Below are 26506 nucleotides of genomic sequence, written 5' to 3' on the forward strand. Positions count from 1 at the left end.
CGAGCCAGCAGCTTCGCCGTAAGACGGGCGAGCCCCCCACCGCTCCATGCGGTGGGGGGCCCGTCCGTTCGCTCGACCCGGGACTAGCTGCGGAAGGCAGCCCGGGTGCTCGCCGTAACACGCGCCCGCCGGGCCACGAGGGCCAGGGCGAGCCCGCACAGCGCGAGAAGCGCGGCTCCCGCGGCGCCGAGCGTGACGTCGGCGCCCGTGCTGGGCAGGTCCGAACCACCGGGTGCGTCGCCGCCCCCGCCCTGGCCGCCACCCGGTGCCGGGGCGGTCGCCGTGCCCGTGGGGCTCGGGTCCGTGGGAACCGGGTCCGTCGGGGTCCCCGTCGGGGTCGGGTCCGTGGGAGTCGCCGTGGGCTCCGGGTCTGTCGGGGTCTGCGTGGGCTCCGGCTCCGTCGGCGTCTCCGTCGGGTCCGGGTCCGTCGGGCCCGGGGTGATGACGACCGCCGCGCTGTCCTGCGACGCCTCGAGGTAGTCGAGGCCGAGGTACTCCGCCGTCAGCGTCTGCTCGCCGCCGGCGAGGTTCGCCGGCAGGACCACGGCGGCGACGCCGTCGTCGAGGTAGACGGTCTCGGACCACTCACCGACGCTGAAGCGGACCTGTCCACCGGTCTCGAAGGTGTCCTCCGCGGTGACCGTGGCGGAGACCGTCACCTCCTCGGCCAGGTCGATGTCCGGCTCGACGCTCAGCTCCGTCGTCGTGACGACGTCACTGTTCTCGATGCCGCGGATGTCGTTCCACTCACGCAGGGTGATCGGGATGACCGTGCCGTGGCGGGGGCGCGGGACGCCCGCGTTCGTCATCGTGATGGTCATCGGGTTCCACGTCGGGGCCTCGATGTCCTCGCTGCACGCCGCCTGGTAGCCGCCGCCGTTCGTGTAGCGGTCGCCCCACAGGTAGAACTGGCCGGGGCAGGAGGTGTCGCCCGGGTTCGCCTCGAAGATGACCGGGCCCTCGTAGCCGGCGTCGGCCTGCCACGTCGTGCGACCCAGCGCCGGGGCGACGAGCTCCCAGTTGTCGATGTTGCTGTCGAGGAAGTCGGTGTGCTTCTCGGAGAAGAGGTCCGACCCGGCGTTGCCCGCCTCGTTCTTGGTCACGCGGTAGTAGAGGTCGCCCACCTTGATCGCCGTCGTGTCGATGCGCGACAGCGGTGCCGGGTCCTGCCACACCTGCGGCTCCGAGAACGTCTGGAAGTCGCGCGTGGTGTTGTACCACATCTGGGCGTTGCCCTGACCGGTGCGGTTGACGGGGTCGCTCCACAGCGACTGCGCCCAGAAGACGGCGTAAGCGCCGATCTCCTCGACCCAGAGCGACTCGGGTGCGAAGGCGTTGCCCGCGTCGTCCGGTGCCACCTTGACGTGACGCTGCGGTGTCCAGTTGACGAGGTCGTTCGACTCGAAGACCTCGATGTACTGGGTGTCGTTGATGTTGTACCCGCCCTGGTCGTACCAGTTGAGGTCGGTGGCGATCATGTAGAACGTGTCGCCGTCGGGGGAGCGGACGATGTGCGGGTCGCGCAGGCCCTGGTCGCCGAGCTGCGAGATGAGGGAGGGACGTCCACCGGTGAGACCGGTCCAGTCCAGCGCCGTGTTCCCGTTCGACGTCGCGAACATGATCTGCTCGCCGTCGGCCTGGTTCTCGCCCTTGAAGTAGCCGAGGAAGTAGCGCTCGAGCGCCTCGGTGCGGGGGAGGGGCTCGACGGTGGCCTCGAACGTCTTGGTCTCGGACGCCTCGCCCTTGGTGATCGTGGCCGTCAGCGTGACCGGCACGCTCGCGTGGCCGAACGGCGGGCGGGTGACCTCGCCGGACGGGCTGATGAGGTCGGAGCTGGACTCCCACGTGATCGTGGAGCCGAAGACACCCTCGTCGGGGAGCGTGATGTTCCCGCGGACGCTCTCGGTCGCGTGCAGCTCGAGGTCGAAGGCGTCGCGGTCGGCCGCCTGGGCGTCGTCGAACTCCGCCTTGACGGTGACGACGATGTCACGGACGACGACGTCGTCCGTGCCCTTGCGGACGGTCGCCGTCAGCGTCGCCGTGGCGTCGGGCTGCCCGATGGCGGGGCGGGTGATGCGGCCCGTGACCGGGACCTTCGTGGCGATCGCCGGCGGCGTGTAGACCGAGACGACGGAGGGGTCCGAGCTCGTCCACGTGATGTCGGAGCCTGCGACCGGGCCGAAGTCCGGCAGGACGATGTCGTCGACGATGGCGCTCGTGAGGCCGAGGTCGATGGCCTCGGCATCCGCGACGACGCCGGCCGAGGTGAGCTCGTCGGCCAGCGCGACGGCCTCCTCCGCGCTGACCGCTCGGTCGTAGACACGGAAGTCGCTGATCGTGCCGCGGAACGAGTAGTCCCCAGGGTTCTGCGACCGCGCGAGGAAGTTGCAGCTCGTGCCGGCGGCGTTGACCGACGGCGGGGTGGTGATGTCTGTGACCTGAGCGTTCTGGACACCGTCGAGGTAGATGGTGCCCGTCCACGTCGTGCCGTCGTCGTTGAGCTCTTGCGTGTACGTGACGTGCTTCCACGCGCCCTCGAGCAGGCGGATGCCGTTCTGCTGGACGTTCTGGTTGCCGACGCCGACGCGGAAGCGCGCGCCCGGGCGGTTCCCGGCCGTGTTGGACGCGAAGATGGATCCCTGGGCGCCATCCTCGGCGTCGCACGACCCGGCCTTGCTGCCGAAGCTGAACATCTGGTGGTGGCCCACGTTGGCGGGGTCGACCCACACGTCGTAGTCCACCGTCACCTCCGTCATGCCGGCCGTGATGTCGTTGGGGAGCGCGACGTAGGCGCCATCGAGGGCCGACTCGTACGACTCGGGGTTGAACCGGACGCCGTCGCCCGTGAGCTCCGCCTTGTCCGGGTTGACGAGGGTGGCGTCGGCCGCCGCGCCGGCGGAGCCGGAGTTGGCGAAGGTGGTCCCGCTCGTCTCGTCGAGCCGGAAGTGGTGGACGAGGCCGGCGGTGGGCGCGGCCGCGGCACTGACGCCGTCCCCGTCCGAGCCGGGGGCCGGGGCAGCCGCGGCCGCCCCGGACGCGAGCGCGCCGGCGCCCACGGTGAGGGCCGTGAAGGCCCCGATCAGGCGAGACCGGTTGGACCTCGGTCTCGAGGGCATCTGGGTCATGTGATCGCACACTCCTTCGTGTCGGTCCAGGACTACGGGGGCGCGCGCGAGCTCTTTCGGGGCACCGCTGCACCTTGCGCCCGGGACGCCTGGGCCTACTTAGTATTGCGCCTCGACTTAATTAGTCAAGAGTTTTGACGCGCAAGGTGTGAGCGATAACACCCGGCCGGCGAGCAACCGTCGCGACGATGCGAGTGGCACCCGGCGGTCGCCCCTCACCAGCGAAGGAGCTGCCGACGTTGCGGCGTCGTAAGTCGAGGAGGTACCGGTGCCTTCGCGTCGCTGGCGCCGGGCAAGAGCGCGCTCCACGCGTTCAGCATGACGGTGGCCCGGCTTTCCCTTGCGGGAGGCCGGGTTACTGCCGTACGCGAGAAGTCCGCTACGGCGAGGGCCAGCGGGGGCGTGCGGTCCCGGCGCGGACCCTCTATCGCTTCCCCGCGCCTGCGCGTAGCGTCATCAGCGACAGACCTGCGAGCGCATGAGCCCCCGCCCGCCCGGGCGAGGCTCGGGGGTACCAGGGTTGAGTCGGTACGCCGCCCCAGAAAGCGCGATCCGAACGCCGTATCAGGAAGAGGTAGCGCGATGACCAGCTCCACACCAGGCCCCATCGTCTCAGGCGTCCCCTACGAGGTCACGGACCTGGGCGGCCAGGCGCCGTCCACGCTCGAGGAGTTCGCGGGGCCCGTGACGATGCACACCCACGGCCCGACCGGCGACCACGAGATCTCGGGAACCGGCGAGCAGCCGCTCGACGGTGCGGTACGACTGCACGAGAAGGACCACGAGGGGACCGGCAAGGACGTCCGCGTCTGGACCGTCCGGTCCGCCACCGACCGGGAAGGCTTCGACGCCGCAGGATAAGCGCTGAGGGGGGCGTCCCCGGTGGCCGCGACCTCGCCGCCGTCCGCCCGCCTCAGCCTCCAGGCGCCGTGCGCGCTGGCCGCGCGGTGAACGGGGCCGGGGCCTGCTCCGGGTGGGTGCGGGCTCAGTGCCCGCCGGCGAGGTGGCCGGCGAGCCGTCCGTGCCGCTCAGCGCTGGCCTCGTTGAGCCCAATGAGATGCGCGAGGTGCTCGTCATCCTCGCGGGGGTCGCCGCTGCCGACGGCGCGGCGCGCGCTCAGCGGGCCGCACGGCTCGCTGAGTTCCGGTCCACCGCCGAGGAGCGCCGCGTCCGGCTCGCGGCGAAGCTCGCCGCGGCGGAGTCGTTCATCGCCCAGCTCGACGCCGCGCGGTAGGCGGGACGACTGGGCCGAGACGGCAGTCCTGTCAGGGGCGCGCCGGGACCAGCTCGGCCAGGAGCCGCCGTACGCGGGTGTCGATGGCGTCCCGGACGCGTCGTGCCTCGTCGACGGAGGAGCCGGACGGGTCCTCGAGCGGCCAGTCCTCGTAGCGCTTGCCGGGGTAGATCGGGCACGCGTCACCGCAGCCCATCGTGATGACGACGTCGGCCGCGCGGACGACGTCGTCGGTGAGCGGCTTGGGGAACGCCTGGGTGAGGTCGAGCCCGACCTCGCCCATGGCCGCGTGGACGCTGGCGTGCACCGTCTCGGCCGGGGAGGAGCCGGCGGAGCGGACGTGCACGCGACCGGCGGCGTGGTGCTCGAGGAGGGCCGCCGCCATTTGGGAGCGGCCCGCGTTCTGGACGCACACGAAGAGCACCTCGGGCACGTCGTGCGGGGCGGCCCCCGTCGACTGCGCGAGCGCGACGAGGCGGTCCTCGGCGAACCGGCTCGTGAGGGACGGCAGGTGGGCGGTCACCCGCGCGGTGCGGGCGAGCGCGGTGTAGGACTCGAAGACGTACCGCTCCACCGTCTCGGGCGCGAAGACGCCCGCGAACCGCCGGGCGAGGCCGTCGGCGATGGTGCGCAGGACGTGGTCGGGACTGAGCAGGCCAGGCAGGCCGCGGCTCATCGCTGCGCCCTCACGCCGTCGCGGGCAGGAGGCTGGCGATGAGGGCCTCGACGCGGGACCTGATCTCGTCGCGGATCGGGCGTACCGACTCGACGCCCTTGCCGGCCGGGTCCGCGAGCTGCCAGTCCTCGTAACGCTTGCCGGGGAAGATCGGGCACGCGTCGCCGCAGCCCATGGTGATGACGACGTCGGAGGCCTCGACCGCCTCGGTCGTGAGGATCTTCGGCTGCTGGTCGGAGATGTCGACGCCCATCTCGGCCATCGCCTCGACGGCGGCAGGGTTGACCTGGTCCGCGGGCGCGGAGCCGGACGACCGGACCTCGATGGCGTCGCCGGCGAGGTGGCGCAGCCAGGCCGCGGCCATCTGCGAGCGGCCGGCGTTGTGGACGCAGACGAACATGACGCTGGGGCGGTTGTCGGTCACGGGGACTCCTCGGGGTGTCGGGGCTGCGGGGTGTGGTGGCGGGTGACAGGGACGGCGGGGATGCCTACGCGCTGCGGGCGGCGCGCGCTGCGGGAGCGGGTGCGGTCGGGTCGCCGGGGAAGAATCGCCGGCCGGCCCAGAGTGCGGCGTAGACGAGCGCGACGAGGACGGGCACCTCGATGAGCGGCCCGACGACGCCGGCCAGGGCCTGTCCGGACGTCACCCCGTACGTCGCGATGGCGACGGCGATGGCCAGCTCGAAGTTGTTGCCCGCGGCAGTGAAGGCCAGGGTCGTCGTCTTGGCGTAGCCGAGGCCGAGGCTGCGGCCCATGAGCATGCCGAGCGCGAAGGTGATGACGAAGTAGGCGAGCAGCGGCAGCGCGATGCGGACGACGTCGCCGGGACGCTCGGCGATCTGCTCGCCCTGGAGCGCGAAGAGCAGGGTGATCGTGAAGAGCAGGCCGTACAGCGCCCACGGCCCGATCCGGGGGAGGAACGTCTCCTCGTACCAGGCGCGGCCCTTGGCCCGCTCGCCGAGGGTGCGCGTGAGGAATCCCGCGAGGAGCGGGATCCCGAGGAAGACGAGGACGCTCACCGTGATCGCGCCGATCGAGAACTCGGCGCTCGTCGTCTCCAGGCCGAGCCAGCCGGGCAGGACCTGGAGGTAGAACCAGCCGAGACCGGCGTAGGCGACGATCTGGAAGAGGGAGTTGATGGCGACGAGCACCGCGCCCGCCTCGCGGTCTCCGCAGGCGAGGTCGTTCCAGATGAGGACCATCGCGATGCACCGGGCGAGCCCGACGATGATGAGGCCGGTCCGGTACTCCGGCAGGTCCGGCAGCAGGAGCCATGCGAGGGCGAACATGACCGCCGGCCCGACCAGCCAGTTGAGGACGAGGGAGCTGATGAGCAGCTTCCGGTCGCCCGTGACGCGCCGCGTCTCGTCGTAGCGGACCTTCGCCAGGACCGGGTACATCATGACGAGCAGACCGATGGCGATGGGGACGGACACCCCGCCCACCTGGACCGCGTCGAGCGCCTCCGCGAGACCGGGCACGACCCGGCCGAGGACGAGACCGAGGCCCATCGCGGCGATGATCCACACCGGCAGGAAGCGGTCGAGCGTGCCCATGCGGGCCGCGACCGGGGCGGTGACCGTCCCGGTCACGTCGCGGACCGGCCGTGGAGGAGCCCGGTGGGGAAGCCGATGAGGGCGGGCTCGGGGGCACCGCAGCACCCGCTCTCGGCGTCGATGCGGGCGGTCCCGTCGGCGTCGATGGCCGGGGGAGCGGCGGAGCACACCCCGGTCTCGGGCAGCTCGAGCTGGAGCTCGCGGGCGGCGCGCTCGTCCCCGGCCAGGTGGGCGGCGATGGAGCGCACCTGCTCGTAGCCCGTGGCGAGGAGGAACGTCGGTGCCCGGCCGTAGGACTTCATGCCGACGATGAAGAAGCCGGCGTCGGGGTGGGCGAGGACGTCGGCACCATGGGCCGGGACGGTGCCGCACGAGTGGTGGTCGGGGTCGATGAGCGGGGCGAGGCGGCTGGGCGCCTCGAGGGCGGGGTCGAGGTCGAGCCGGAGCTCGCGCAGCAGCGCGAGGTCGGGCCGGAAGCCCGTCGCTCCCGCGAGCGCGTCGACGACGAGACGCTCGGTGCCCCGAGGCGTGACGAGCTCGACGGCGAGCGCGTCCCCCGTCGGCGCGAGGGACGCGACCTGCGCGTTCCGGAGGAGCTCGACGCGCCCCGCGCGCACGGCCTCCCGCAGGGCCGCTCCCAGCTCGCCGCGAGCGGGGAGCCCGTCGGCGTCCCCGCCGCCGTAGGAGACGGACGCGCCCCGCACGGCCCAGGTGATGCGGGTCCCGGGGGCGTCGTCGGCCAGTGCGACGAGCGCGAGGAGGGTGTTGACCGCCGAGTGCCCCGAGCCGACGACGAGCGCGTGGCGCCCAGCCACCCGCTCCCGGTCGCGGCCGAGCACGTCGGGCAGCGGGCCGAGGAGGAACGGTGCCGCGACGTCTTCGCCGGGCGCGGGGAGGCCCGCCTGTCCGAGCGGGTTGGGCTGGGACCACGTGCCCGAGGCATCGATGACCGCCCGGGCGGTGTGGTCGACCACCCGCCCGTCAACGATCGTGCGGACGAGGAAGGGGGCCTCGTCGCGCTCGCGCCCATGGGTCTTGTCGAGCCCGAGCCGGCTGACGGCGACGACTCGCGCGCCGAGGACGATGCGATCGCGGAGCGCCTGCGTCGCCGCGAGGGGCTCGAGGTACTCCGTGACGAGCTCGGCGCCGGTCGGCAGGGAGGTTCCGTCCGGGCGCACCCAGCCCGTCGGTTCGAGCAGGCGCTCGGCGGCGCCGTCGACGTCGTACTGCCACGGCGAGAACAGGCGGATGTGCGCCCACTCCCGGACGGCGGTGGCGACGCCGTCCCCGGCCTCGAGGACGAGCGGCTCAAGGCCCCGTTCGAGGAGGTGGGCGGCGGCGGCGAGCCCGATCGGCCCCGCTCCGATGACGACGACGGGACTCGCGCTCGCCTTGAGTGGCTGCGGCATGGATCTCCTCGTGCTCAGGCTGGTCGCGTACGGCGTCCCATCGACACCGTTCGATGGAACGATGGCAGCACGTATAGGCAGATGTCAATGCGTGTCGCATACTGGGGGCATGACGACGACGAGCGCGGCCCCGGGCGGCCTCACGGTGGACGGCTGCAGCTGCACGCCTGCGACAGGTTCCGGTGCCGCGGTGACGGGCGCGGCGCGTGACGGCACGTGCGAGACCTCGCTCGCCACCGGCCCGCTCGACGCGGCGGAGTCGGCGCGGCTCGCGACCGTCTTCAAGGCCGTGGCGGACCCCACCCGCCTGCGTCTGCTGTCGATCATCGCCGCGCAGGACGAGGCGTGCGTCTGCGACCTCACGAGCCCCGTCGACCTGTCCCAGCCCACGGTCTCCCACCACCTCAAGGTGCTCGTCGACGCCGGCCTCGTCACCCGGGACAAGCGCGGCAAGTGGGCGTACTACGCGGTCGTCCCGGACGCCCTCGACGCCCTCGGCGCCGTCCTGCGGACACGCTGAGCCGCTCGCCCTCCGCGCGGGACGGGCGGGCGCGCGCCAACCGCTCCCGCACGCGTCACGAGGCGGCCTCGGTCACGCGGGTGGCCGATCTCGGTGTACCCGCGCACGAAGGGGCCGTCACCCGATCCGGGCGACGGCCCCTCTGTCTGTGCCGAGAAGGCCAGGGTCAGATGGCCCCGACCGCACGCCGGCCACGCAGCCGCACGGCGGCGGTGCCAGCCCCGAGCAGCAGCAGTGCGAGCAGTCCTGCCTGCGTGACGTCGGCACCGGTGAAGGGGAGCGGACTTCCGGCGGTGGCCGGAGGGGCAGCGCCGAGACCGCCGCTCGCGTTGCCGCCGGTGCCCGCCCCGTCGCCGTCCTCGCGGTCATCGCCGTCATCGCCGTCGTTGTCACCGTTCCCGGCAGGGGGCGGTACTGGTGCCTCGGAGACGACGAGGGACTCGGTGAGCTCGGTGCCCGTCTGCAGGCCGGTGAGCACGACGGGGTGCTCGCCCACGGCCTCAGGCGCCGTCAGGTCGAACAAGGCGACGCCGTCGATGACGTCTGCCTGCCCGATGGGTTCGCCGCCCAGCGTGGCGACGACCTGTCGGTCGCCGTTCAGTCCGGACGTGGACACGGTCACCGGTGCACCCGGCGCGACCGGTGACGGGTCGAGCACGACGCTGGCCGAGGCGCTCAGCGACGCGAGGTCACCGTTGAGCCCGAGGACGCTCATCGTCGTGAAGAACGTGTCTGTGTCGTCCGTCAGCCCGGCGACGTTCGCCGCACCCGGGCCGTAGGCCGCGATCGGCACCGACGCTCCCGTGTGCTGCTGTGAACCGCCCTCGGGTGCCGTGCCGTACGCGACGATCATCTCCTGACCATCCTCGGTGAGGAGGTTCACGCTGAGCCCGGGAGGGGTCGAGCCGACGATCTGGCTCGTGTGCGAGTGGTCGGCTGTGACGATGACGAGAGTCTCGCCGTCGGTCTCCGCGAAGGCCACGGCGGCCTGGACGGCCTCGTCGAGCTCGAGCGTCTCACCGATCTGCCCGCAGGCATCGGCGGCGTGGTCCCTCTTGTCGATGCTCGCGCTCTCCACCTGGAGGAAGAAACCCTCCTCATCGGTGTCGAGCAGCTCGATCGCCTTACCGGTCATGGACCCCAGGGATGTCGCCGGGTCCCAGTCGGGATTCGCGGAGCAGCGTGCCGCGGGCAGGTCCCCGCCGCCCTCGGTCGCCGCCGGGCCCGCGTAGCGGACGGGGAAGTTACCCTCGGTGAACAGTCCGAGCACCGGGGCGGCCTGGTCGGCGGTGGACACGTCCGTGAGCGCCGCCGAGTCGGTGAGGTAGGTGTAGCCACGCTCGGCGGCCTGTGCCTCGAGCGTCAGGCCGGCCCACGGGCCGTCCACGGCGATCTCGCTCATCGTGGCGTTGCCGCCGCCCAGGACGACGTCGGGGCGCGCGTCGAGCAGCTGCTCCGTGATCGAACCGAGCCCGCCGTTCTCCTTGGCGAACGTCGGGCAGTTCTCCGTGGTGACCGTCGGGCCGTAGCACTGGCGCTGGTTCACGTGGGCGTACAGCGCGGCAGGGGTGGCGTCCTGGATCTCGGAGGTCGACACGTTGCCCGTCTTCAGGCCGTTGGCCTTCGCGATCTCCAGCACGGTGTCCTGCGGGGTGTTGTCGACGTCGACCGACAACGCGCCGGTGTAGGTCTTCGTGCCCGTGGACCACGCGCTGGCTGTCGATGCAGAGTCAGCCGCGTAGTGGATGTCGCCGTCGGGAGTGAGGTCGTACGTGGTCTTCTGGCCCGTCACGAGCAGCGGGTCCAGGCCGGGGAGCGTGCCGGAGGCGCCCTCGGCGTAGTTGCGCGCGACGGTGATCTCCGAGGCGCCCATGCCGTCACCGATGATGAGGATGACGTTCGTCGCGGGGCCGTCCATGATCGCGGCCTCGAGCGCTGCAGTCCTGTCCTCCGTCTTGCGGACGGCGCCTCCGTGGTCGCTCTCGTTCGCGAGTGCGACTGACGGTACGACGGCAAGGCTCACTGCGCTCAGGGCGACGAGCGAGGCCCACGCCGCCCTTCTGCGCGTTCCAGCAGGAGTAGTCATGATTCCCTTTCGACGCCTGGTGTGATCCCGCCCACGGCGGGCAGTGACAGGCGATCACGCGCGGATGGCCGCCGTCCGAACGTGCGGTGAGCGGTGCATGTCGGGGAGCCGACGACTTGTCGAAGCGGCCGCCCGCCGGCGTGCGACGGCGGAATGCGCGGCGCGAGCCGGGCGTTGCCGCCGGTGTGGACTGTCGTCGGTGCGCCCGAGAGCGCGCTCGTGCGGGCGATCACCGTCCTCGTCATCGCGTGCCCCCACGCCCTCGGGCTCGCCATCCCGCTCGTCGTCTCCATCTCCACGGAGCGGGCCGCGCGCGGCGGGGTGCTCGTAAGGACCGCGCCTCCCTGGAGCGCATGCGCACGGTCGACACCGTCCTCTTCGGCAAGACCGGCACCCTGACGAGGGGCGAGCCCGTCCTCAGCCGGGTACTGCCGACCGCCGCCCACTCCGACGACGGGCTCCTCGCCCTTGCCGCGGCCACCGGGGCCGAGAGCGATCACCCGCTCGCCCGGGCGATCGTCACCGCCGCGCAGCGGCGCGGCCTCGACGTACCGCGCGCCACCGGTATCCGCTCGACCACCGCGGTCGGTGTGAGCGGCGTCGTCGACGGCCGGACCGTCGCGGTCGGCGGCCCGGCGATGCTTGCTGAGCACGGCCGCGAACCGCTGCCCGCCTCGGGGCCGTGGGCGCGGGAGGGCGCGATCGTCCTGCACGTGCTCGTCGACGGGGAGGTCGTCGGCGCGCTCGCCCTCGCGGACGAGGTGCGCGAGGAGTCCCGCGAGGCCGTCGACGCCCTCCACGCCCTCGGCGTCCGCGTCGTCATGATCACCGGTGACGCGGAACCCGTCGCCCGGGCCGTCGCGGCGGACCTCCGCATCGACCAGGTCTTCGCCCAGGTCCGTCCGGAGGGCAAGAGCGCGCGGGTGCTCGAGCTCCAGGGCCAGGGGCGCACGGTCGCCATGGTGGGCGACGGCGTCAACGACGCCCCCGCGCTCGCCCCCGCGGACGTCGGGATCGCGATCGGCGCGGGCACCGACGTCGCCATCGCCTCCGCCGGGGTCGTCCTCGCGTCCGACGACCCGCGGTCCGTCCTCTCCGTCGCCCAGCTCTCCCGTGCCGGCTACCGCAAGATGACGCAGAACCTGTGGTGGGCCGCCGGGTACAACATCGCCGCCCTCCCGCTCGCCGCCGGGGTCCTCGCGCCCGTCGGGTTCGTGCTGCCCATGGCGGTCGGAGCCGTCCTCATGTCGCTGTCGACGGTCGTCGTCGCGCTCAACGCCCAGCTCCTGCGGCGTCTCGACCTGCGCCCCGGGGCCGGCGTCGCCGCGCACGGCGACGCCCGGGGCCGCGGCCGGCGTGCCGGGGCCGGCACCGCCGAGGAGACGCCGTAGACCCTACGGCTCCTTCGGTCCGCCTGCCGACGCCGATGCGGGCTGAGGCGGACGTTGCCCTGCGGCTCGTGGCACCATCTCGGCTGGAGCGGCGGAGTCCGGCGGGTGGTCAGAGGCCCTCGTAGTACGGCTTCTGGGCCGGGAAGTAGTCCGCGAAGTCGGGACCGGGGGTGTCCAGCAGGACGGCGGCGAGGCTGTCGAGGTAGTACTCCCATCCGGGGCCGATCTCACCGACCGCTGCGTCGTCGTCGAGGTGGTGGACGAAGGTCAGGTGCGTGCCGGAGCTCTCGTCCGCGAGGGTGACGTCGAGGTGCCACGAGCCGTGCTCGTCGACGGAGCTGACGGCGAGGTGGCGCGGGGGCTCGCACGCATTGATGGTCATGTCGACCTCGGCGTCGTCCTCGCCCGTGAGGGTCGCGCGGATGGTCGCGCCCGGACGAGCCTCGTCGGCCCACGTGGCGAACCACCTCCCGGCGACCTCGGGGCGGGTGAGGGCGGCCCATGCCTCGTCGACGGGCACCGGCAGGTGACGGACGAGGACGAGATCTCGGCCACGATCGGTGCGGACGAGGCGTCCGACGGGTGTCGGTGCCATGAGCACTCCTTCGCGCTCGGCGCGCTCCGACGTCAGGGGCGCAGCGAGCCTCGATCATCCCGCGGGAGGCCGAGGACGGCGAGCTGATCATCCACCCGCTGCCGCGGGCACGGCTCAGGGATCGCCGTCAGCGGTAGCCGTGCCCGGCCATCCGTCGCACGCTGTCGGCATGGCTCAGCTCCCGCGCCGCGACCGTCTCGACCACGCGGTCGCGGTGCAGGCGGGAACCTGCTTCTGGTGCGCTCGTGCCTTCGGCCCGCTCGTCCCACCGACGACGGACCACGTCGTGCCGCGCACGAAGGGCGGGCCGTCGTGGCCGGAGAACGAGGTGGCGGCGTGCCGGCGGTGCAACGCCGAGCGCGGGCACCGGCCACCCGTGGAGTGGCTCGAGGAGTGCGTCCGCCGAGGGTGGGCCGCTGACGCCGACGCACTCGCGGCCGTGCTCGACCGCCTCGCCGCCGCCGTGACGGAGCGCGGGGGTCAGCGGCGCGCACGCCCGTACCTGCACGGCCAGCGCCGACGGCTGGACCGTCTGCGGAGGTAGCGGGAACGCCCGGCGCGACCGACGGGCCGCCCCGCCGTCAGCGCCGCCGCCCGGTCACCCGCCCGACGAGCGCGTCGTCGTCGGCGAGGAACCACACGTGCCCGCGCCGGTTGGACTCGTGGACGAAGTCGCGCAGGGCGTCGCTCGCGGCGACGGGCCCGCTGACGTCCCCGACCACGGCGAGCGAGAGCCGGTAGTTGACGAGCTTCTGGAGGAACTCCCCGGCGAGGCGGGTGCGCAGGTCGAAGAAGGCCGGGTCGAAGCGGCCGGCCGGCACGGCGATGACGGTCGCGCTCACGGACCACGCCTCGCCGATGAGGTCGAGGGCGTCCTGGCTCGACGAGATCGACGCCCCCTGGGCGGGGACGTGCAGGACGACGGTGCCGGCGATCTCCTCGGTACGCATCGCCCGAGCCTAGGGAGCCGCCACCCGCCGTGACCAGGCTCTTCTTGCCCGTGGCCCTCAACCGTCGGTCGCGCGGCGGATCTCGACCCGCCGGATCTTGCCGGAGATCGTCTTCGGCATCGCGTCGACGAAATCGACGATGCGGGGGTACTTGTACGGCGCCGTCCGCGTCTTGACGAAGGTCTGGATGTCCCTGCGGAGCTCGTCCCCGGGGTCATAGCCCTCCGCGACGACGACGGTCGCCTTCACGACCGTCCCGCGCACGTCGTCGGGCGCCCCGGTGATCGCGCACTCGACGACGGCGGGGTGCTGCATGACGACGCTCTCGACCTCGAACGGCCCCACCCGGTAGCCCGACGTCTTGATCATGTCGTCGGTGCGCCCGACGTACCAGAAGTAGCCGTCCTCGTCCTTCGTCGCGAGGTCCCGGGTGTGGTAGAAGCCGTCGTGCCACACCGACGCCGTCGTCTCCGGGTCGCGGTGGTAGCCGGTGAACATCCCGATCGGCCGGCGCCCGTCCGGCACCCGGATGCAGATCTCGCCCGTCCCGCCCGCGCCCACCTCGGCCCCGTCGTCGTCGAGGAGGACGACGTCGTAGTTGGCCGACGGCGTGCCCATGGAGCCGGCCTTCGTCGGCTCCCAGTAGTTCGTGACGACGGCGAGGGTCAGCTCCGTCTGCCCGTATCCCTCCTTGAGCTCGAGGCCGGTCTTCTCGCGGAACGTCTCGTAGACGACGGGGTTCATCGCCTCGCCCGCGATCGTGCAGTGCTGGAGCGCGGAGAGGTCGTAGGAGGAGAGGTCCTCGGTGATGAGGAAGCGGTAGATCGTCGGCGCCGCGCAGAACGTCGTCACCCTGGCCTCCGCGAGGTGACGCAGGAGCGCGCGCGGGTCGAAGCGGTCGAAGTCGTAGACGTCGATGCACGTCTCGAGGAACCACTGGCCGTAGAGCTTGCCCCACACCGACTTGGCCCAGCCGGTCTCGGACAGGGTGAGGTGGAGGCCCTCGGGGTCCACGCGGTGCCAGTACTTCGCCGTGTCGATGTGGGCGATCGGGTAGGAGAAGTCGTGGACGACCATCTTCGGCTGCGCCGTCGTGCCGGAGGTGAAGTAGAGAAGCATCGGGTCCCCGACGGCGGGCACGTCCGCCGGGCGGGCGAACGGCGCCGCCTGCCCCATACCCTCGTCGAGGTCGTCCCAGCCCGGGCGGGAGCCTCGGACGCCGATCTTGACGAGCGGCCGGGCGTACTGCGGCTCCGCCGCCTCGACGTGCTCGGCGATGTCGCCGTCCATCGTGCAGACGACGGCGCTCACCTCCGCCGCCTCGAGCCGGAACGTGAGGTCGTACGTCTTGAGCTGGTTCGTCGCGGGCGCCGCCACGGCGCCGATCTTGTGCAGCGCCATCATCGCGTACCAGAACTGGTAGTGGCGCTTGAGGATGAGGAGGACGACGTCGCCCTTGCCGATGCCGCGGGAAAGGAAGTAGGCCGCCGCGCGGTCGCTCAGGTCCTTCATCTCGGCGAACGTGAAGGTGCGCACGGCGCCGGCGTCGTCGCACCAGCGCAGCGCCCGACGGTCGGGCGTCTCGGTGCCGAGCCGGTCGAGCACGTCGTAGGCGAAGTTGAACCCGGGCGGGCAGCGGAGCTCGAACGTACGCGGGTGACCGGCCGCGTCCAGGTCCTCCGTCAGGTACTCGGTGTGCACGTCGAGCATCGAGATCCTCCTCCTGTGCCAGGACCGGCAGGAGCCGGGGGTGCGTGCCTGGCATCTTCGCAGGCGCGGCCGATGCCCGCGCGGAACGCCGCCGTGTGTTCGCTACGCTCGCCGGGCCAGTCCGCCTACTGAAGGAAGCACATGCGCGTCGCGCTCATCGGCCTGGGCGACATCGCCAGGAAGGCCTACCTGCCCGTCCTCACGGCGACCCCGGGCGTCACGCCCGTGCTCGTCTCGCGGCGCCGGAGCACGGTCGACGACGTCGGCGAGCGCTACCGCGTCGCGGACCGGTTCACCTCCCTCGAGCAGGCGATCGACTCCGGGCTCGACGCCGCGACGGTCCACGCGCCCACCGAGACGCACCCCGGGATCGTCACGACGCTCCTGCGCGCCGGGGTGCCCGTCCTCGTCGACAAGCCCGTCGCGTCGGACCACGCGACGGCGGCCCAGGTGGTCGGCCTCGCGACCGAGCTCGGGGTCTCCCTCGCCGTCGGGTTCAACCGCCGCTACGCCCCGGCCTACGCCCAGCTCGCCCAGTGGCCGGACCGGGACGTCGTCACCCTCGCCAAGCACCGCGCACACCCGCTCGGCGAGGCGCGGCCCATGGTCGTCGACGACTTCATCCACGTCCTCGACACCCTGCGGTTCCTCGTCCCGTCCTCGCTCACGGACCTCAGCGTCTCGGTCCGGCGCGGGCCCGACGGCGCGAGCCGGCGCCTCGCCGTCCAGTTCACCGGCGAGGACCGCCTCGCGATCGGCCTCATGAGCTGGACCGCCGGCATGGCGCACGAGCTCCTCGACGTCGTCGGGGACGGCCGCCGGCGCCAGGTGGTCGACCTCGCCGACGTCGTCGACCTCGCGGGCGAGGAGCGTCTCGTCCGCCGCAACGGTTGGCGCCCCGCGACCGAGCTGCGCGGTTTCGACGCCATGTGCGCGGACTTCCTCACTGCCGTGCGGGAGGGCCGCCGGCTGGACGCCACCGACGCCCTCCTCACGCACGAGCTGTGCGAGCGCGTCGTCGCGGCGGCGACCGCGGCGTAGCCAGCCGGGCACAGGTCCGGCCACCCTGATGTACCGCTCTCGGCGCCGACGGCTCAACGGCGCGGGCGGCCGCGCTCAGCATGTGGGCGTCCGGGGCGCTGAATGCGTGCCCCGTCTCGCACCGCGAGACGACACCGGCGGCCGCGCGGGACGACGTGGCGGGCGCGCCACGATGTCGTGTCGGTGCGCCCCCGGGCCGCGGCGACGGACCAGCCCACCCGCAGCGCTCGAGGAGGACGCGATGGCCGCTCAGCTGGCACCCCCACGGACGTCGTCGTCCATGCCCACCGCGCCGGCGCTCGACGTCGGCATCGACCGCCTCGGCCGGACGTTCGGCTCGGGAGCCGGCGCCCGGACGGTGCTGCGGGACGTCGACCTGCGCGTCCGCGCCGGTGAGGTCGTCGCCATCCTCGGCGCCAGCGGCTGCGGGAAGTCGACCCTCCTGCGTCTCGCCGCCGGCCTCGACGCCCCCACGGCCGGCCGGGTGACCATCGCGGGCAGCGGCGTCGTCGGCTTCGACCCGCGGTGCGCCGTCGCGTTCCAGGAGCCGCGGCTCCTGCCGTGGCGCACCATCGCGGACAACGTCGCGGTCGGCCTGCCCCGCGGCACCGGCGCGCGCGAGGGCCGCCACCTCGTGGAGGAGCTGCTCGACGTCGTCGGGCTGGGCGACTTCGCGCGGCACCGCCCCCGTGAGGTCTCCGGCGGGATGGCGCAGCGCGCCTCGCTGGCCCGCGCGCTCGCCCGCCGCCCGGGCGTCCTCCTCCTCGACGAGCCGTTCGGGGCGCTCGACGCGCTCACCCGGCTCAAGATGCAGGACCTCCTCATCGACGTCCACGACCGGGCGCCGACGACGGTCCTGCTCGTCACCCACGACGTCGACGAGGCCCTGCAGCTCGCCGACCGGGTCGTCGTCCTCGGTGCCGAGCCGGGGCGCGACGGCGCCACGGTCACCCGCGTCCTCGACGTCCCGGGCACCCGCCCGCGCAGCCGGAGCTCCGCCGAGCTCGGCGCCCTGCGCACCTCCTTGCTCAAGACGCTCGGCGTCGACAGCCACGACCGCTGACCTACCTCGGCCGACCGGACGACGACGACGTCTCACGCCGCATGCAGGCCGCCCTCCGCACCGGTCCGCTGCCACTGCCAGGCCCACCGCGCCCCCGCCGGCGCCCGAAAGGATCCACGATGAAGCGCTCACTCCGCACGACCGTCACCGCACTCACGGCCACGCTCCTCCTCGCCGGCTGCGTCGCCGGGGAGGCGGCCGACGGATCCGTCGCCCGCGTCGACGCGGGCGACGACGCCGCAGCCGCGAGCACGAGCGAGCTGAGCATCGACTTCGCCACCTACAACCCCCTCAGCCTCGTCATCAAGGACCAGGGCTGGCTCGAGGACGCGCTCGCCGACGACGGCGTGAGCGTCACCTGGGTCCAGTCCGCCGGGTCGAACAAGGCGAACGAGCTGCTGCGCTCCGGACAGGTGCAGGTTGCTTCCACCGCCGGCTCGGCGGCACTGCTCGCCCGGGCCAACGGCTCGCCGATCGTGACGATCGACCTCTACTCGCAGCCGGAGTGGTCCGCACTCGTGACGACGCCCGACTCGGGCATCACCGCGGTCAGCGACCTGCGCGGCAAGCAGATCGCCGCGACCAAGGGCACGGACCCGTACTTCTTCCTCCTCCAGGCGCTCGCCGAGGCCGGGGTCGACCCGAGCGAGGTCACCATCGAGAACCTCCAGCACGCCGACGGCCGCGCCGCGCTCGACTCCGGCGCCGTCGACGCGTGGTCCGGTCTCGACCCGATCATGGCCGACGCGGAGCAGGACGGCAGCGTCCTCTTCTACCGCAACGTCGACTTCAACACCTACGGCTTCCTCAACGCCCGTGAGGACTTCCTCGCCGAGCAGCCCGAGGTCGCGCAGACCGTCGTCGACGTCTACGAGTACGCCCGCGCCTGGGCGCAGGAGAACCCCGAGGAGACGATCGACATCCTCGCCGAGGTCGCGGGGATCGATCCCGACGTCGCGGCCGCCGTCATCGAGCGGACGAACCTCGGTGTCGACCCCGCGCCCGGCCCGGTCCAGCTCGACGTGCTGACGACGGTCGGCCCGATGTTCGTCGAGACCGGCGACGTCCCCGACCAGGACCTCATCGACGACGCCCTCGCCACCCTGCTCGACGACTCCCTCGTCCGCGCGGCCGAGCCGTCACGGATCGGTGCCTCGTGAGCGCGCCCAGCCGGGTCGGCGCCACGACGTCCGGCGCGCGCCGCACCGACCGCCCCGGCGTCGCCCGCCGGGCCGGGACGGCGCTGACGGGGCTCGTCCTGCCGGTGGCGCTCGTCGCGCTCTGGCAGCTCGCCTCCGTGGTGGGCTGGCTGGACCCGGTCACGCTGCCCGCACCGACGGCCGTCGTCGGCGCCGGCGTCGACCTCGTCCGGCGCGGCGAGCTGGGCATCCACGTGGCGATCTCGACGCAGCGGGTGCTGCTCGGCTTCCTCATCGGTGCGACCGCGGGGCTTGCCGTCGGTGCGGTCATCGGGCTCTCCCGGGTGGCGGAGCGGCTCTTCTCCGCGACGATCGGCGCCTTCCGCGCGGTGCCCTCGCTGGCGTGGGTACCGCTGCTCATGCTGTGGATCGGGATCGGGGAGGACTCCAAGGTCACGCTCGTCGCCATCGGCGCGTTCTTCCCCGTGTTCACCACCGTCGCCATGGCGCTGGGGCACGTGGACCGTCAGCTCGTCGAGGCCGGGCGCGCGTTCGGGCTGCGTGGGCTCCGCCTCTTCGCCACCGTGCAGCTGCCGGCCGTCGTGCCCGCGGTCATCTCGGGCTTGCGCCTCGCGCTCGCCCAGTCGTGGCTCTTCCTCGTCGCCGCCGAGCTGCTCGCCGCGTCGATGGGTCTCGGCTTCCTCCTCACCGACTCCTCGAACAACGGTCGCGTGGACCGGTTGCTCCTCGCCATCGTGCTTCTTGCCATCCTGGGCAAGCTCACCGACGCGCTCCTCGGCGTGTTCGAGCGATGGGCGGTGCGGAAGTGGGCGTGACGGCGCAAGCCAGCGCCCACCGTCGGCCTCGCCCGTACCCCCGCACACACGGAAGGACACCCATGATGATCCTGCACCCGGGCCCCCAGGACTCGGCCGGCGCCGCGGCGGTGGCTCGATGAGCGACCGCCACTTCGGGTTCCGCACCCGCGCGCTCCACGCCGGCGGCACCCCCGACGCCGTCCACGGCGCGCGGGCCGTGCCGATCTACCAGACGACCTCGTTCGTGTTCTCCGACACCGACGACGCCGCCAACCTCTTCGCGCTGCAGAAGTACGGCAACATCTACTCGCGCATCGGCAACCCCACGGTCGCGGCGTTCGAGGAGCGGATCGCCTCGCTCGAGGGCGGCATCGGGGCCGTCGCCACGGCGTCGGGCATGTCCGCCGAGTTCATCACCTTCGCCGCGCTCACGGGCGCCGGGGACCACATCGTCGCCTCGTCCCAGCTCTACGGCGGGACGCTCACCCAGCTCCACGTCACCCTCCGGCGCTTCGGCGTGGAGACGACGTTCGTGCCCGGGACCGACCCGGCCGACTACGCCGCCGCGATCCGCAGCACGACGAAGGCGCTCTACGCCGAGGTCGTCGCCAACCCCTCGGGCGAGATCGCGGACATCGCCGGGCTCGCAGAGGTGGCCCATGCCGCCGGGATCCCGCTCATCCTCGACGCGACCCTGTCCACGCCCTACCTCGTGCGGCCCTTCGAGCACGGGGCGGACATCGTCATCCACTCGGCCACGAAGTTCCTCGGCGGCCACGGCACCACGCTCGGCGGCGTCGTCGTCGAGAGCGGCCGGTTCGACTGGGGCAACGGGAACTTCCCCCAGCTGACCGAGCCGGTGCCCGCCTACGGTGGCGTCTCCTGGTGGGGGAACTTCGGCGAGTACGGGTTCCTCACCAAGCTCCGCTCGGAGCAGCTGCGGGACATCGGCCCATCCCTGTCGCCGCAGTCGGCGTTCCAGCTCCTCCAGGGGGTCGAGACCCTCCCGCAGCGGATGGACGAGCACGTGCGCAACGCCCGCGCCGTCGCCGAGTGGCTCGAGGCGGACGAGCGGATCCGGTTCGTCAGCTACGCCGGGCTGCCCTCGCACCCCCACTACGAGCGCGGCCGCCGCTACCTGCCGAACGGCGTGGGATCCGTCTTCGCCTTCGGCGTGCGGGGCGGGCGGGCCGCCGGTGCGGCGTTCATCGAGGCGCTGCAGCTCGCCAGCCACCTCGCGAACGTCGGGGACTCGCGCACGCTCGTCATCCACCCCGGTTCGACGACGCACCGCCAGCTCGCGCCGGCCCAGCTCGCTGCCGCCGGGGTGACCGAGGACCTCGTGCGCATCTCCGTTGGCCTCGAGGACCTCGACGACATCCTGTGGGACCTCGACCAGGCGCTGACGGCCGCGCAGTCTGCGGTCGCCGAGCACGCCGAGCACGCCGAGCACGCCGACGTCGCCGCGGTGCTCGCCGCGCCCGCCGCGCAGGACGGAGCCCTCCGATGAGCATCACCGAGCGCACCTGGGTGGGGCCGACGGCGACCGACCGGTTGCGCACCCTGCGCGCCACCCGCTCCGTCGCGATCGTGGGCGCGTCGGACAAGCCGTCGCGCGCCTCGTACTTCGTCGCCACCTACCTGCTGTCCTCGACGCGGTACCGCGTCCACCTCGTCAACCCCACCGTCACGACGATCCTCGGGCAGCCTGTCTACCGCTCGCTGGCCGACCTGCCCGAGGTGCCCGACCTCGTCGACGTCTTCCGCCGGCACGACGACCTGCCCGGCGTGCTCGAGGAGACGCTCGCCGTTGGCGCGCGCACCCTGTGGCTGCAGCTCGGCTCGTGGCACGAGGACGTCGCTCGGGACGCCGAGGCGGCCGGGCTCGACGTCGTCATGGACCGCTGCCTCAAGATCGAGCACGCCCGCTTCCACGGCGGGCTCAACCTCGCCGGGTTCAACACCGGCGTCATCTCCTCCAAGCGGCAGGTCGTGGCCTGAGCGCACGGTGGCCGGTGAGCGCACGGCGGGCGCGGTCCCGGGCCGCCGTGGTCCGCGCCAGTCACCGGTCGCGGTCGTGACCGGGACGAGGGCCCCAGCGACGTGCTGGGGCCCTCGTCGCGACCGTGCTCAGCGTCGCGTCACTCCGTCACGTGCCTGCGCCTCACTCCGTCACGCGCCTCCGGCGGGTGGCCAGCGCCACGGCGCCGGCGAGGAGGAGGGTGAGGGCGGCGACGACGCCGGTCATGACGCCCGCACCAGTGCTCGGTAGCTGTCCGCCTGCGCTCGTCGGCTCGGCGCCGGCGCCACCGGCTCCACCGGGGGCCGGGTCCCCGGTGGTCGGTCCGCCGTCCACGGGCGCCGCGCTCGGCGCCCCCGTGGTGGGTGCCTCGGTGGGCGGGACGTCGGTCGTCGGCTCGTCCGTCGCGGGGACGTCCGTCGTGGGCTCCTCGGCGGGCGGCTCGTCGGTGGTCGGCTCCTCGATGACGTCGTCGACGAACACGCTCTTCGGGATCATGCCGGTGACGACCTGCGTGCCGTCCACCACCTCGGCGACCTTGTAGTCGACGTTGATGCTGGCGAACGAGTACGCCTTCGCCTCCGTCATGCCCTTCTCCTGGACGAGGAAGTCGATGGTGTCTTCCACCGCGAACCGCATCGCCCGGTCGAGGTCCCAGTCGATGCCCATCATGATCCAGTGGTCGGCGGTCTCCGCCCACGGCCCGTCGGAGGCCATGTCCTTGTGCACGGTGACGCGGAACGTGCCGGCGATGGAGTGCTCCACAGCCGTGCCGCTGACCTCACCATCACCCTGAGCGCTGTGGGCGTCGCCGAGGAAGATCTGGGCACCCTCCTGGAACACCGGCAGGTAGAGGGTCGCGCCCTCGGTGAGGTCCCTGACGTCGAGGTTTCCGCCGAACTTGCCCGGCGGTACCGAGGTCTGGATACCGTGCGCCGGCGGCGGTGCGTCCTCCGTCCGACCGATGAGCTCGCCCGTCGGCGGGGCCACCGCCATGACACCCATGAACTTCTGCTGCGGGATGACGATGCCCTCGTCGAAGAGGACGACGTCCTGGCCCTCGAACGTCCCGGTGCGGTAGAGGTGCTGACGCTCGTCCGGCAGGACGCCCGCGGGTGCGTCGTCCGGGATCTCCGCCACGATGTCGAGCGGCTCGTCCCCCTCGCGCCACCCCGGGTACGTCTCGCTCATGACACCACTGGTGGGTCCCGTGCTGTTGACGCCGTACGGCACGCGGAGGTCCAGGTCGAGAATCTCGATCTCGATCGTGTCGCCCGGCTCGGCGCCCTCGACGTAGATCGGCCCGGTCAAGACGTGAGGGCCGTAGCTCACGCGAGTGGGCAGGGTCTCCCAGAAGGCCAGCCCATCGGGGAGGATCTCCTCCGGCTGCACGCCGAGCGCGCCGAAATACTCGACCGGAGTGACGGCCGGGTTGGTGAAACCCGAGCCCGAGAGCGTATCGACCCTGACGGTTTCGCCCGAGCCCATCGTGACCCCCGGCTCGATGTCGATCGGGAAGCCGCCCCACACGACGTTCTCCGGCGTTGACAGCAGGACGTTGTCGGCCTCGATGTCCTCCGCAGCGGCGGGGCCCGCGCTCGTGGCGCCGGCAGGGGCGCTCAGCAGGGCGCCGACGACGGGGATCGTCACGAGCGCCGCGCCGGCGCGTCGGAGCCGACGTTGACGGGACGAATCGCTGGATTGCTGCATCAAAGGATCTCCTAGAGACGATTGGTCGAAACTGCCGAGGGTGATGCGCCATGTCCTTCTGCAGGCCGGGAAACCGCAGAGTGTTGGCGTTCACACCATCGCAGCCACATGTTTCAGCACCGTTACCGTCCGCGGGAGGCGTGTGAACTCCCGGTAAAGTGGATTAAACATCAGGAATGTCGCGTCGCGGCATGTTGCGGCGTGCCGCTCTCACCGGTGCAGGCGCACGAAAGCCGCCGGTCGCAGCTCCTGTCGGGAGAGCTGCGACCGGCGGCGTTCGTGACTCAGCGGCGTGTGGCGGTGCGGTCCCCGTCCACGGCCAGCCGACGCATCGTCACCCCGCGTGCGTCCTCCGGCGTGCGGCGAGTGCGCCGGCACCCGCGAGGAGGAACGTCATCGCGGCGACGAGGCCCGTCGCGACGCCGTCGGCGCCGGTGGTCGGAAGCCAGCCGCCCCCCGCAGACGTCGGCTCCTCGGCAGGCTCGTCGGTGACGGGCTCATCCGTGACCGGCGCCTCGGTGGGCTCGTCCGTCGTCGGCTCGTCCGTGGTCGGCTCCCCGGTGGGCTCGTCCGTCGTCGGCTCGTCCGTGGTCGGCTCCCCGGTGGGCTCGTCCGTGGTCGGCTCCCCGGTGGGCTCGTCGGTCGTGGGCTCCTCCGTCGGCTCCTCGGTGGGCTCGTCGGTGGTGGGCTCCTCGGTCGGCTCGTCCGTCGTCGGTTCCTCCGTGGGCGCCGCGACGACGACGAGCGTGGCGCTCGCCTCGGACGCCTCGGTCGCGGCATCACCGGTGTAGCGGACGGTGACGACGTGCTCTCCCACCGGAAGGGCGGTGGGCAGCCCGAAGCGGACGTCGTCGCCCGAGGCGGTGAAGGTCCGCCCCGCGACCTCGAGGACCACGGTGCCGGTCGCCAGGGCAGACCCGAGCGGGACCACCTGGACCCGCGCCTCGGCGCCCTGGCCGAGGACGACGTCGGCGGGCAGCGTCACGTCGATCCGCGTGGCCACGTCTCCGGCATCCGCCGGCAGCGCCGGCGCGAACGCGGTGGTGACGCGGTCGGTGACCCGCTGCTCGAGCGCGTAGCCCATGGCGAGCACCTCGGCGTCGGTCCAGGCACGGCCGAGGACCTGCAGGCTCATCGCATGGCCGAGAGGGCTCGCCTCGACCGGGACGACGACGGTCGGCAGCCCGGCGGCCGAGGTCAGGACGCCCGTGGCCCGGTCGGAGGTGTGCACGGCGCCCGAGACGTCGTTGTTGCCGACCGCGGAGATGAACCCGGGGTACACGACGGCGTCCACGCCGGCCGCGTCCATCCACGCCGCGACGTGCTCCTTGTACCGGTCGCGCCAGTCGAGGTAGGCCGCAACCTCGTCGTCCGTCATCGGCACGGTGTCGCGCTCGCCCTCGTTGTAGGGAAGGACGAGGCCGGAGGACAGCAGCTCGTCACCGTCGGCGTAGGGGAAGGCCACCTGGTCGGCGATGTACCGCTCCCAGCCCTCGGCGCCGCGGTTGCCGCCGGGTGCCCGCTCGAACCCGGCCGGCTCCGGGACCTCGACGACGGTGGCGCCCGAGGCGGCGGCGAGCCGCTCGAGAGCCGCCCGCGCGGCGGGGCCGGTCGGGTCACCCGCGATGGCCGTCGAGACGAAGGAGCCAGGGATGATTCCGAGCACCTTGCCCTCGAGGGCGGTGGCGTCGAGGGCGTCCGAGAAGGACTCCGGGCGCAGCGCGTTGTCCACGCGAGCGGTGAGCAGGTCGTCCGGGTTGTTCCCGGTGGTCCGCGTGGAGGTGGCGTCCAGCAGGGCCGCGACGTCGGTGACGGTCTTGGCCATCGGGCCGGCGAAGTCCTGCGCCCAGGTCAGCGGCATGACGCCCTGCGTGGAGGACAGGCCGTCGGTGCCGCGGAACGTGGCGAGGCCGTTCGACGTCGACGGAGCGTAGAGGGACACTCCGGTCTGCGAGCCCATCGCCCCGGCGGCCAGGTCCGCGGCGACGGCCGCGCCCGATCCGCCCGAGGACCCGTGCGGGGTCTTGGAGGGGTACAGGGCGTTCCACGTCTGCATGAACCCGGACTCGGAGTACGAGCCGGAGTTCGCGAACTCCGAGAGGTTCGTCTTGCCGAGGATGATCGCGCCGGCCGCCCGCAGCCTGGCGACCTGCCAGGCGTCGGCGGCCGGCCGGTAGCCCTCGAGGGCGAGCGTGCCGCCCGTCGTGGGCATGTCGACGGTGTCGTACAGGTCCTTGATGCCGAGCGGGATCCCGAGGAGGTCACCGTCGGCGCCCGCCGCGCGTGCCGCGTCGGCGGCGGCGGCCTGTGCCAGGGCGTCCTCGGCGACGGTGATGTAGCTGTGGAAGCCGAGCGCGCCGCCGTCGTACGCGGCGATCCGGTCAAGGTACGCCTGGGTGATCTCGACGCTCGTCGTGGCACCCGAGCGCATGTCCGCCTGCAGGTCCGCGATGGTCGCGCCCGTGACGTCGTAGGGCGAGGTGGTCGTGGCGACCTCGGAGACGAGGGTGCTGATGTCCGCCGTGGGCAGCGCCAGGAGCCCGGCGGCGGAGCAGGTGGCGTCGTCGACGAGCTCCCAGTTGACGACCGTGCACAGGGCCGGGACGGGCAGGCCGTCGACGTCGGGGGAGGCGGCCAGCGCCTCCGTGGCCTCCGTCAGGGCGGTGAGGGCGCCGCCCTCCGCGGCGCCGGCCGTGAGGTACGACAGCAGGGACTGCGTCTGGCCGGGCTCGATGGTGAGGGTGTGGATGAACCCGGGGTGGTTCGCTCGGGACCCGGAGGCCTCGTAGGGGTCGGTGAACGGGTCGGCCTGCTGGTCGCCGAGACCGTCGACGCCGTCACCGACGACGATCCCCACGGGGCGCACGTCGTCCCGCACCGGGTCCGAGGTCAGCCACGTGTCCTCCGGCTCCAGGACGGCGTCGCCGTCGGACGTACCCGTGATGGTGCCGGCGCCCTCGCCGGTGCCGGAGCCGAGCGTCCCGCCGAACGACACGCTGACGGTGAGGGGAGCGGACGTCGTGTTGGTGAGGGTGTCGAGGAAGCGGGCGGTCTCACCGACGACGTCGAGCGAGCGCGCCACCTGCACACCGTCCATGAGGACGGAGCGGGTGGACTCGAACCCGCCCGCGCCGTCGGCGGTCAGGCCGAAGCCCCGCAGCATCTGCCCGTTCATGCGGTCGTCGCCGCCGCTGACCTGCAGGAAGAGGTTGCCGAACCCCTGGACGCCCGAGGCGGACAGTGACCTGATCGACCCGGTGTCGAGCTTGGGGCGGTGGGCGTCGTGCACGACGAACGTCGCCCCGCCGGGTGTCGTCACCTCCGACACGGCGGAGGCGGTCGAGGCGGGCAGGGCGAGGCCGGCGGCCGCGAGTGCAGCGGTGCACCCGGCGGCGCCCAGCCGCCGGAGTCGTGTGCTCGAGGATCTCGGGTGACGGCGGTCGGAGGTTGGCATCAGTGTCCT

At 72.7% G+C, this 26506-nt stretch carries 21 protein-coding genes and 1 pseudogene; 11 read left to right on the forward strand and 11 right to left on the reverse strand.

What is annotated here, in order from left to right; genetic code table 11:
- Positions 1-83 precede the first annotated feature (83 nt).
- Positions 84-3125, reverse strand: a complete 3042-nt coding sequence (locus V2J63_RS08145) for an immunoglobulin-like domain-containing protein (protein WP_331230526.1) — start codon at positions 3123-3125, stop codon at positions 84-86.
- A gap of 582 nt (positions 3126-3707) precedes the next feature.
- On the opposite strand from V2J63_RS08145, the gene V2J63_RS08150 reads away from it, so the two are divergent.
- Both V2J63_RS08150 and V2J63_RS08155 read left to right on the forward strand, forming a co-directional pair.
- The gene (locus tag V2J63_RS08150; protein WP_331230527.1) at positions 3708-3986 is read left to right on the forward strand and encodes a hypothetical protein; all 279 of its coding nucleotides are present in this window, start codon (positions 3708-3710) and stop codon (positions 3984-3986) included.
- 127 nt (positions 3987-4113) lie between these two features.
- Positions 4114-4359 (forward strand): hypothetical protein, encoded by a 246-nt coding sequence (locus V2J63_RS08155; RefSeq protein WP_331230528.1) that lies wholly within the window; start codon positions 4114-4116, stop codon positions 4357-4359.
- A 31-nt stretch (positions 4360-4390) separates the two neighbouring features.
- Here V2J63_RS08155 and V2J63_RS08160 read toward each other — a convergent pair whose 3' ends face one another.
- From V2J63_RS08160 to V2J63_RS08175, 4 genes are all read right to left on the reverse strand, one after another.
- Complete coding sequence (locus tag V2J63_RS08160; protein ID WP_331230529.1) at positions 4391-5035, reverse strand: arsenate reductase/protein-tyrosine-phosphatase family protein; 645 nt, start codon at positions 5033-5035, stop codon at positions 4391-4393.
- 10 nt (positions 5036-5045) lie between these two features.
- Entirely contained in the window at positions 5046-5435 is a 390-nt protein-coding gene (locus V2J63_RS08165) for an arsenate reductase ArsC (RefSeq protein ID WP_434056306.1), read from the reverse strand.
- 88 nt (positions 5436-5523) lie between these two features.
- Entirely contained in the window at positions 5524-6591 is a 1068-nt protein-coding gene (gene arsB, locus V2J63_RS08170; RefSeq protein WP_331230715.1) for an ACR3 family arsenite efflux transporter, read from the reverse strand.
- 32 nt (positions 6592-6623) lie between these two features.
- A complete protein-coding gene (locus V2J63_RS08175; RefSeq protein WP_331230531.1) occupies positions 6624-8000 on the reverse strand; it encodes an NAD(P)-binding domain-containing protein in 1377 nt (458 codons plus the stop codon).
- 109 nt (positions 8001-8109) lie between these two features.
- Here V2J63_RS08175 and V2J63_RS08180 point away from each other — a divergent pair, with 109 nt between their 5' ends.
- Positions 8110-8520 carry an ArsR/SmtB family transcription factor gene (locus tag V2J63_RS08180; RefSeq protein WP_331230532.1) on the forward strand — a complete coding sequence of 137 codons (411 nt, stop codon included), beginning with the start codon at positions 8110-8112 and terminating at the stop codon, positions 8518-8520.
- A gap of 166 nt (positions 8521-8686) precedes the next feature.
- Here the strand turns inward: V2J63_RS08180 and phoA are convergent, their stop codons facing one another.
- Positions 8687-10543, reverse strand: coding sequence for an alkaline phosphatase (gene phoA / locus V2J63_RS08185; RefSeq protein ID WP_331230533.1), 1857 nt, complete (start codon positions 10541-10543; stop codon positions 8687-8689).
- Positions 10544-10765: 222 nt separating this feature from the next.
- On the opposite strand from phoA, the pseudogene V2J63_RS08190 reads away from it, so the two are divergent.
- Positions 10766-11997, forward strand: a pseudogene (locus tag V2J63_RS08190) (heavy metal translocating P-type ATPase); the annotation flags it as partial.
- A 109-nt stretch (positions 11998-12106) separates the two neighbouring features.
- On the opposite strand, the gene V2J63_RS08195 reads toward V2J63_RS08190, so the two are convergent.
- Entirely contained in the window at positions 12107-12592 is a 486-nt protein-coding gene (locus V2J63_RS08195; RefSeq protein ID WP_331230534.1) for an SRPBCC family protein, read from the reverse strand.
- A 169-nt stretch (positions 12593-12761) separates the two neighbouring features.
- On the opposite strand from V2J63_RS08195, the gene V2J63_RS08200 reads away from it, so the two are divergent.
- Complete coding sequence (locus V2J63_RS08200; RefSeq protein ID WP_331230535.1) at positions 12762-13136, forward strand: HNH endonuclease; 375 nt, start codon at positions 12762-12764, stop codon at positions 13134-13136.
- Between the two features lie 37 nt (positions 13137-13173).
- Here the strand turns inward: V2J63_RS08200 and V2J63_RS08205 are convergent, their stop codons facing one another.
- On the reverse strand, positions 13174-13542 hold the full coding sequence (locus V2J63_RS08205; protein WP_331230536.1) for a DUF4180 domain-containing protein: 369 nt from the start codon (positions 13540-13542) through the stop codon (positions 13174-13176).
- A gap of 57 nt (positions 13543-13599) precedes the next feature.
- A complete protein-coding gene (locus V2J63_RS08210; protein WP_331230537.1) occupies positions 13600-15252 on the reverse strand; it encodes an AMP-binding protein in 1653 nt (550 codons plus the stop codon).
- A 141-nt stretch (positions 15253-15393) separates the two neighbouring features.
- Here V2J63_RS08210 and V2J63_RS08215 point away from each other — a divergent pair, with 141 nt between their 5' ends.
- The 6 genes from V2J63_RS08215 to V2J63_RS08240 all read left to right on the forward strand — a co-directional run bounded on the left by V2J63_RS08215 (position 15394) and on the right by V2J63_RS08240 (position 21314).
- Positions 15394-16293, forward strand: a complete 900-nt coding sequence (locus V2J63_RS08215) for a Gfo/Idh/MocA family protein (protein WP_331230538.1) — start codon at positions 15394-15396, stop codon at positions 16291-16293.
- A gap of 241 nt (positions 16294-16534) precedes the next feature.
- Complete coding sequence (locus V2J63_RS08220) at positions 16535-17356, forward strand: ABC transporter ATP-binding protein (RefSeq protein ID WP_331230539.1); 822 nt, start codon at positions 16535-16537, stop codon at positions 17354-17356.
- Positions 17357-17475: 119 nt separating this feature from the next.
- The gene (locus V2J63_RS08225; protein ID WP_331230540.1) at positions 17476-18516 is read left to right on the forward strand and encodes an aliphatic sulfonate ABC transporter substrate-binding protein; all 1041 of its coding nucleotides are present in this window, start codon (positions 17476-17478) and stop codon (positions 18514-18516) included.
- Positions 18513-19331 (forward strand): ABC transporter permease, encoded by an 819-nt coding sequence (locus V2J63_RS08230; RefSeq protein ID WP_331230541.1) that lies wholly within the window; start codon positions 18513-18515, stop codon positions 19329-19331. Before V2J63_RS08225 ends, V2J63_RS08230 begins: the two co-directional genes overlap by 4 nt.
- 118 nt (positions 19332-19449) lie before the next feature.
- Positions 19450-20823 (forward strand): O-acetylhomoserine aminocarboxypropyltransferase/cysteine synthase family protein, encoded by a 1374-nt coding sequence (locus V2J63_RS08235; protein WP_331230542.1) that lies wholly within the window; start codon positions 19450-19452, stop codon positions 20821-20823.
- Positions 20820-21314, forward strand: coding sequence for a CoA-binding protein (locus V2J63_RS08240; protein ID WP_331230543.1), 495 nt, complete (start codon positions 20820-20822; stop codon positions 21312-21314). The genes V2J63_RS08235 and V2J63_RS08240 overlap by 4 nt, the downstream gene beginning before the upstream one ends.
- A 163-nt stretch (positions 21315-21477) precedes the next feature.
- Here the strand turns inward: V2J63_RS08240 and V2J63_RS08245 are convergent, their stop codons facing one another.
- Entirely contained in the window at positions 21478-22983 is a 1506-nt protein-coding gene (locus V2J63_RS08245) for an acetamidase/formamidase family protein (protein WP_331230544.1), read from the reverse strand.
- 394 nt (positions 22984-23377) lie between these two features.
- Positions 23378-26497 (reverse strand): amidase family protein, encoded by a 3120-nt coding sequence (locus V2J63_RS08250; protein ID WP_331230545.1) that lies wholly within the window; start codon positions 26495-26497, stop codon positions 23378-23380.
- Between the last annotated feature and the right edge of the window lie 9 nt (positions 26498-26506).

It is taken from the genome of Georgenia wangjunii, assembly GCF_036421975.1.
Lineage (GTDB): Bacteria > Actinomycetota > Actinomycetes > Actinomycetales > Actinomycetaceae > Georgenia_A > Georgenia_A wangjunii.

Bases quoted from the DNA above. Each gene is read 5' to 3' on its own strand.
- V2J63_RS08145 (WP_331230526.1), bottom strand. From the start codon at position 3,125: ATGACCCAGATGCCCTCGAGACCGAGGTCCAACCGGTCTCGCCTGATC.
- V2J63_RS08150 (WP_331230527.1), top strand. From the start codon at position 3,708: ATGACCAGCTCCACACCAGGCCCCATCGTCTCAGGCGTCCCCTACGAG.
- V2J63_RS08160 (WP_331230529.1), bottom strand. From the start codon at position 5,035: ATGAGCCGCGGCCTGCCTGGCCTGCTCAGTCCCGACCACGTCCTGCGC.
- V2J63_RS08165 (WP_434056306.1), bottom strand. From the start codon at position 5,435: ATGTTCGTCTGCGTCCACAACGCCGGCCGCTCGCAGATGGCCGCGGCC.
- arsB (WP_331230715.1), bottom strand. From the start codon at position 6,591: ATGGGCACGCTCGACCGCTTCCTGCCGGTGTGGATCATCGCCGCGATG.
- V2J63_RS08175 (WP_331230531.1), bottom strand. From the start codon at position 8,000: ATGCCGCAGCCACTCAAGGCGAGCGCGAGTCCCGTCGTCGTCATCGGA.
- V2J63_RS08180 (WP_331230532.1), top strand. From the start codon at position 8,110: ATGACGACGACGAGCGCGGCCCCGGGCGGCCTCACGGTGGACGGCTGC.
- V2J63_RS08195 (WP_331230534.1), bottom strand. From the start codon at position 12,592: ATGGCACCGACACCCGTCGGACGCCTCGTCCGCACCGATCGTGGCCGA.
- V2J63_RS08200 (WP_331230535.1), top strand. From the start codon at position 12,762: ATGGCTCAGCTCCCGCGCCGCGACCGTCTCGACCACGCGGTCGCGGTG.
- V2J63_RS08205 (WP_331230536.1), bottom strand. From the start codon at position 13,542: ATGCGTACCGAGGAGATCGCCGGCACCGTCGTCCTGCACGTCCCCGCC.
- V2J63_RS08210 (WP_331230537.1), bottom strand. From the start codon at position 15,252: ATGCTCGACGTGCACACCGAGTACCTGACGGAGGACCTGGACGCGGCC.
- V2J63_RS08215 (WP_331230538.1), top strand. From the start codon at position 15,394: ATGCGCGTCGCGCTCATCGGCCTGGGCGACATCGCCAGGAAGGCCTAC.
- V2J63_RS08220 (WP_331230539.1), top strand. From the start codon at position 16,535: ATGGCCGCTCAGCTGGCACCCCCACGGACGTCGTCGTCCATGCCCACC.
- V2J63_RS08225 (WP_331230540.1), top strand. From the start codon at position 17,476: ATGAAGCGCTCACTCCGCACGACCGTCACCGCACTCACGGCCACGCTC.
- V2J63_RS08235 (WP_331230542.1), top strand. From the start codon at position 19,450: ATGAGCGACCGCCACTTCGGGTTCCGCACCCGCGCGCTCCACGCCGGC.
- V2J63_RS08240 (WP_331230543.1), top strand. From the start codon at position 20,820: ATGAGCATCACCGAGCGCACCTGGGTGGGGCCGACGGCGACCGACCGG.
- V2J63_RS08250 (WP_331230545.1), bottom strand. From the start codon at position 26,497: ATGCCAACCTCCGACCGCCGTCACCCGAGATCCTCGAGCACACGACTC.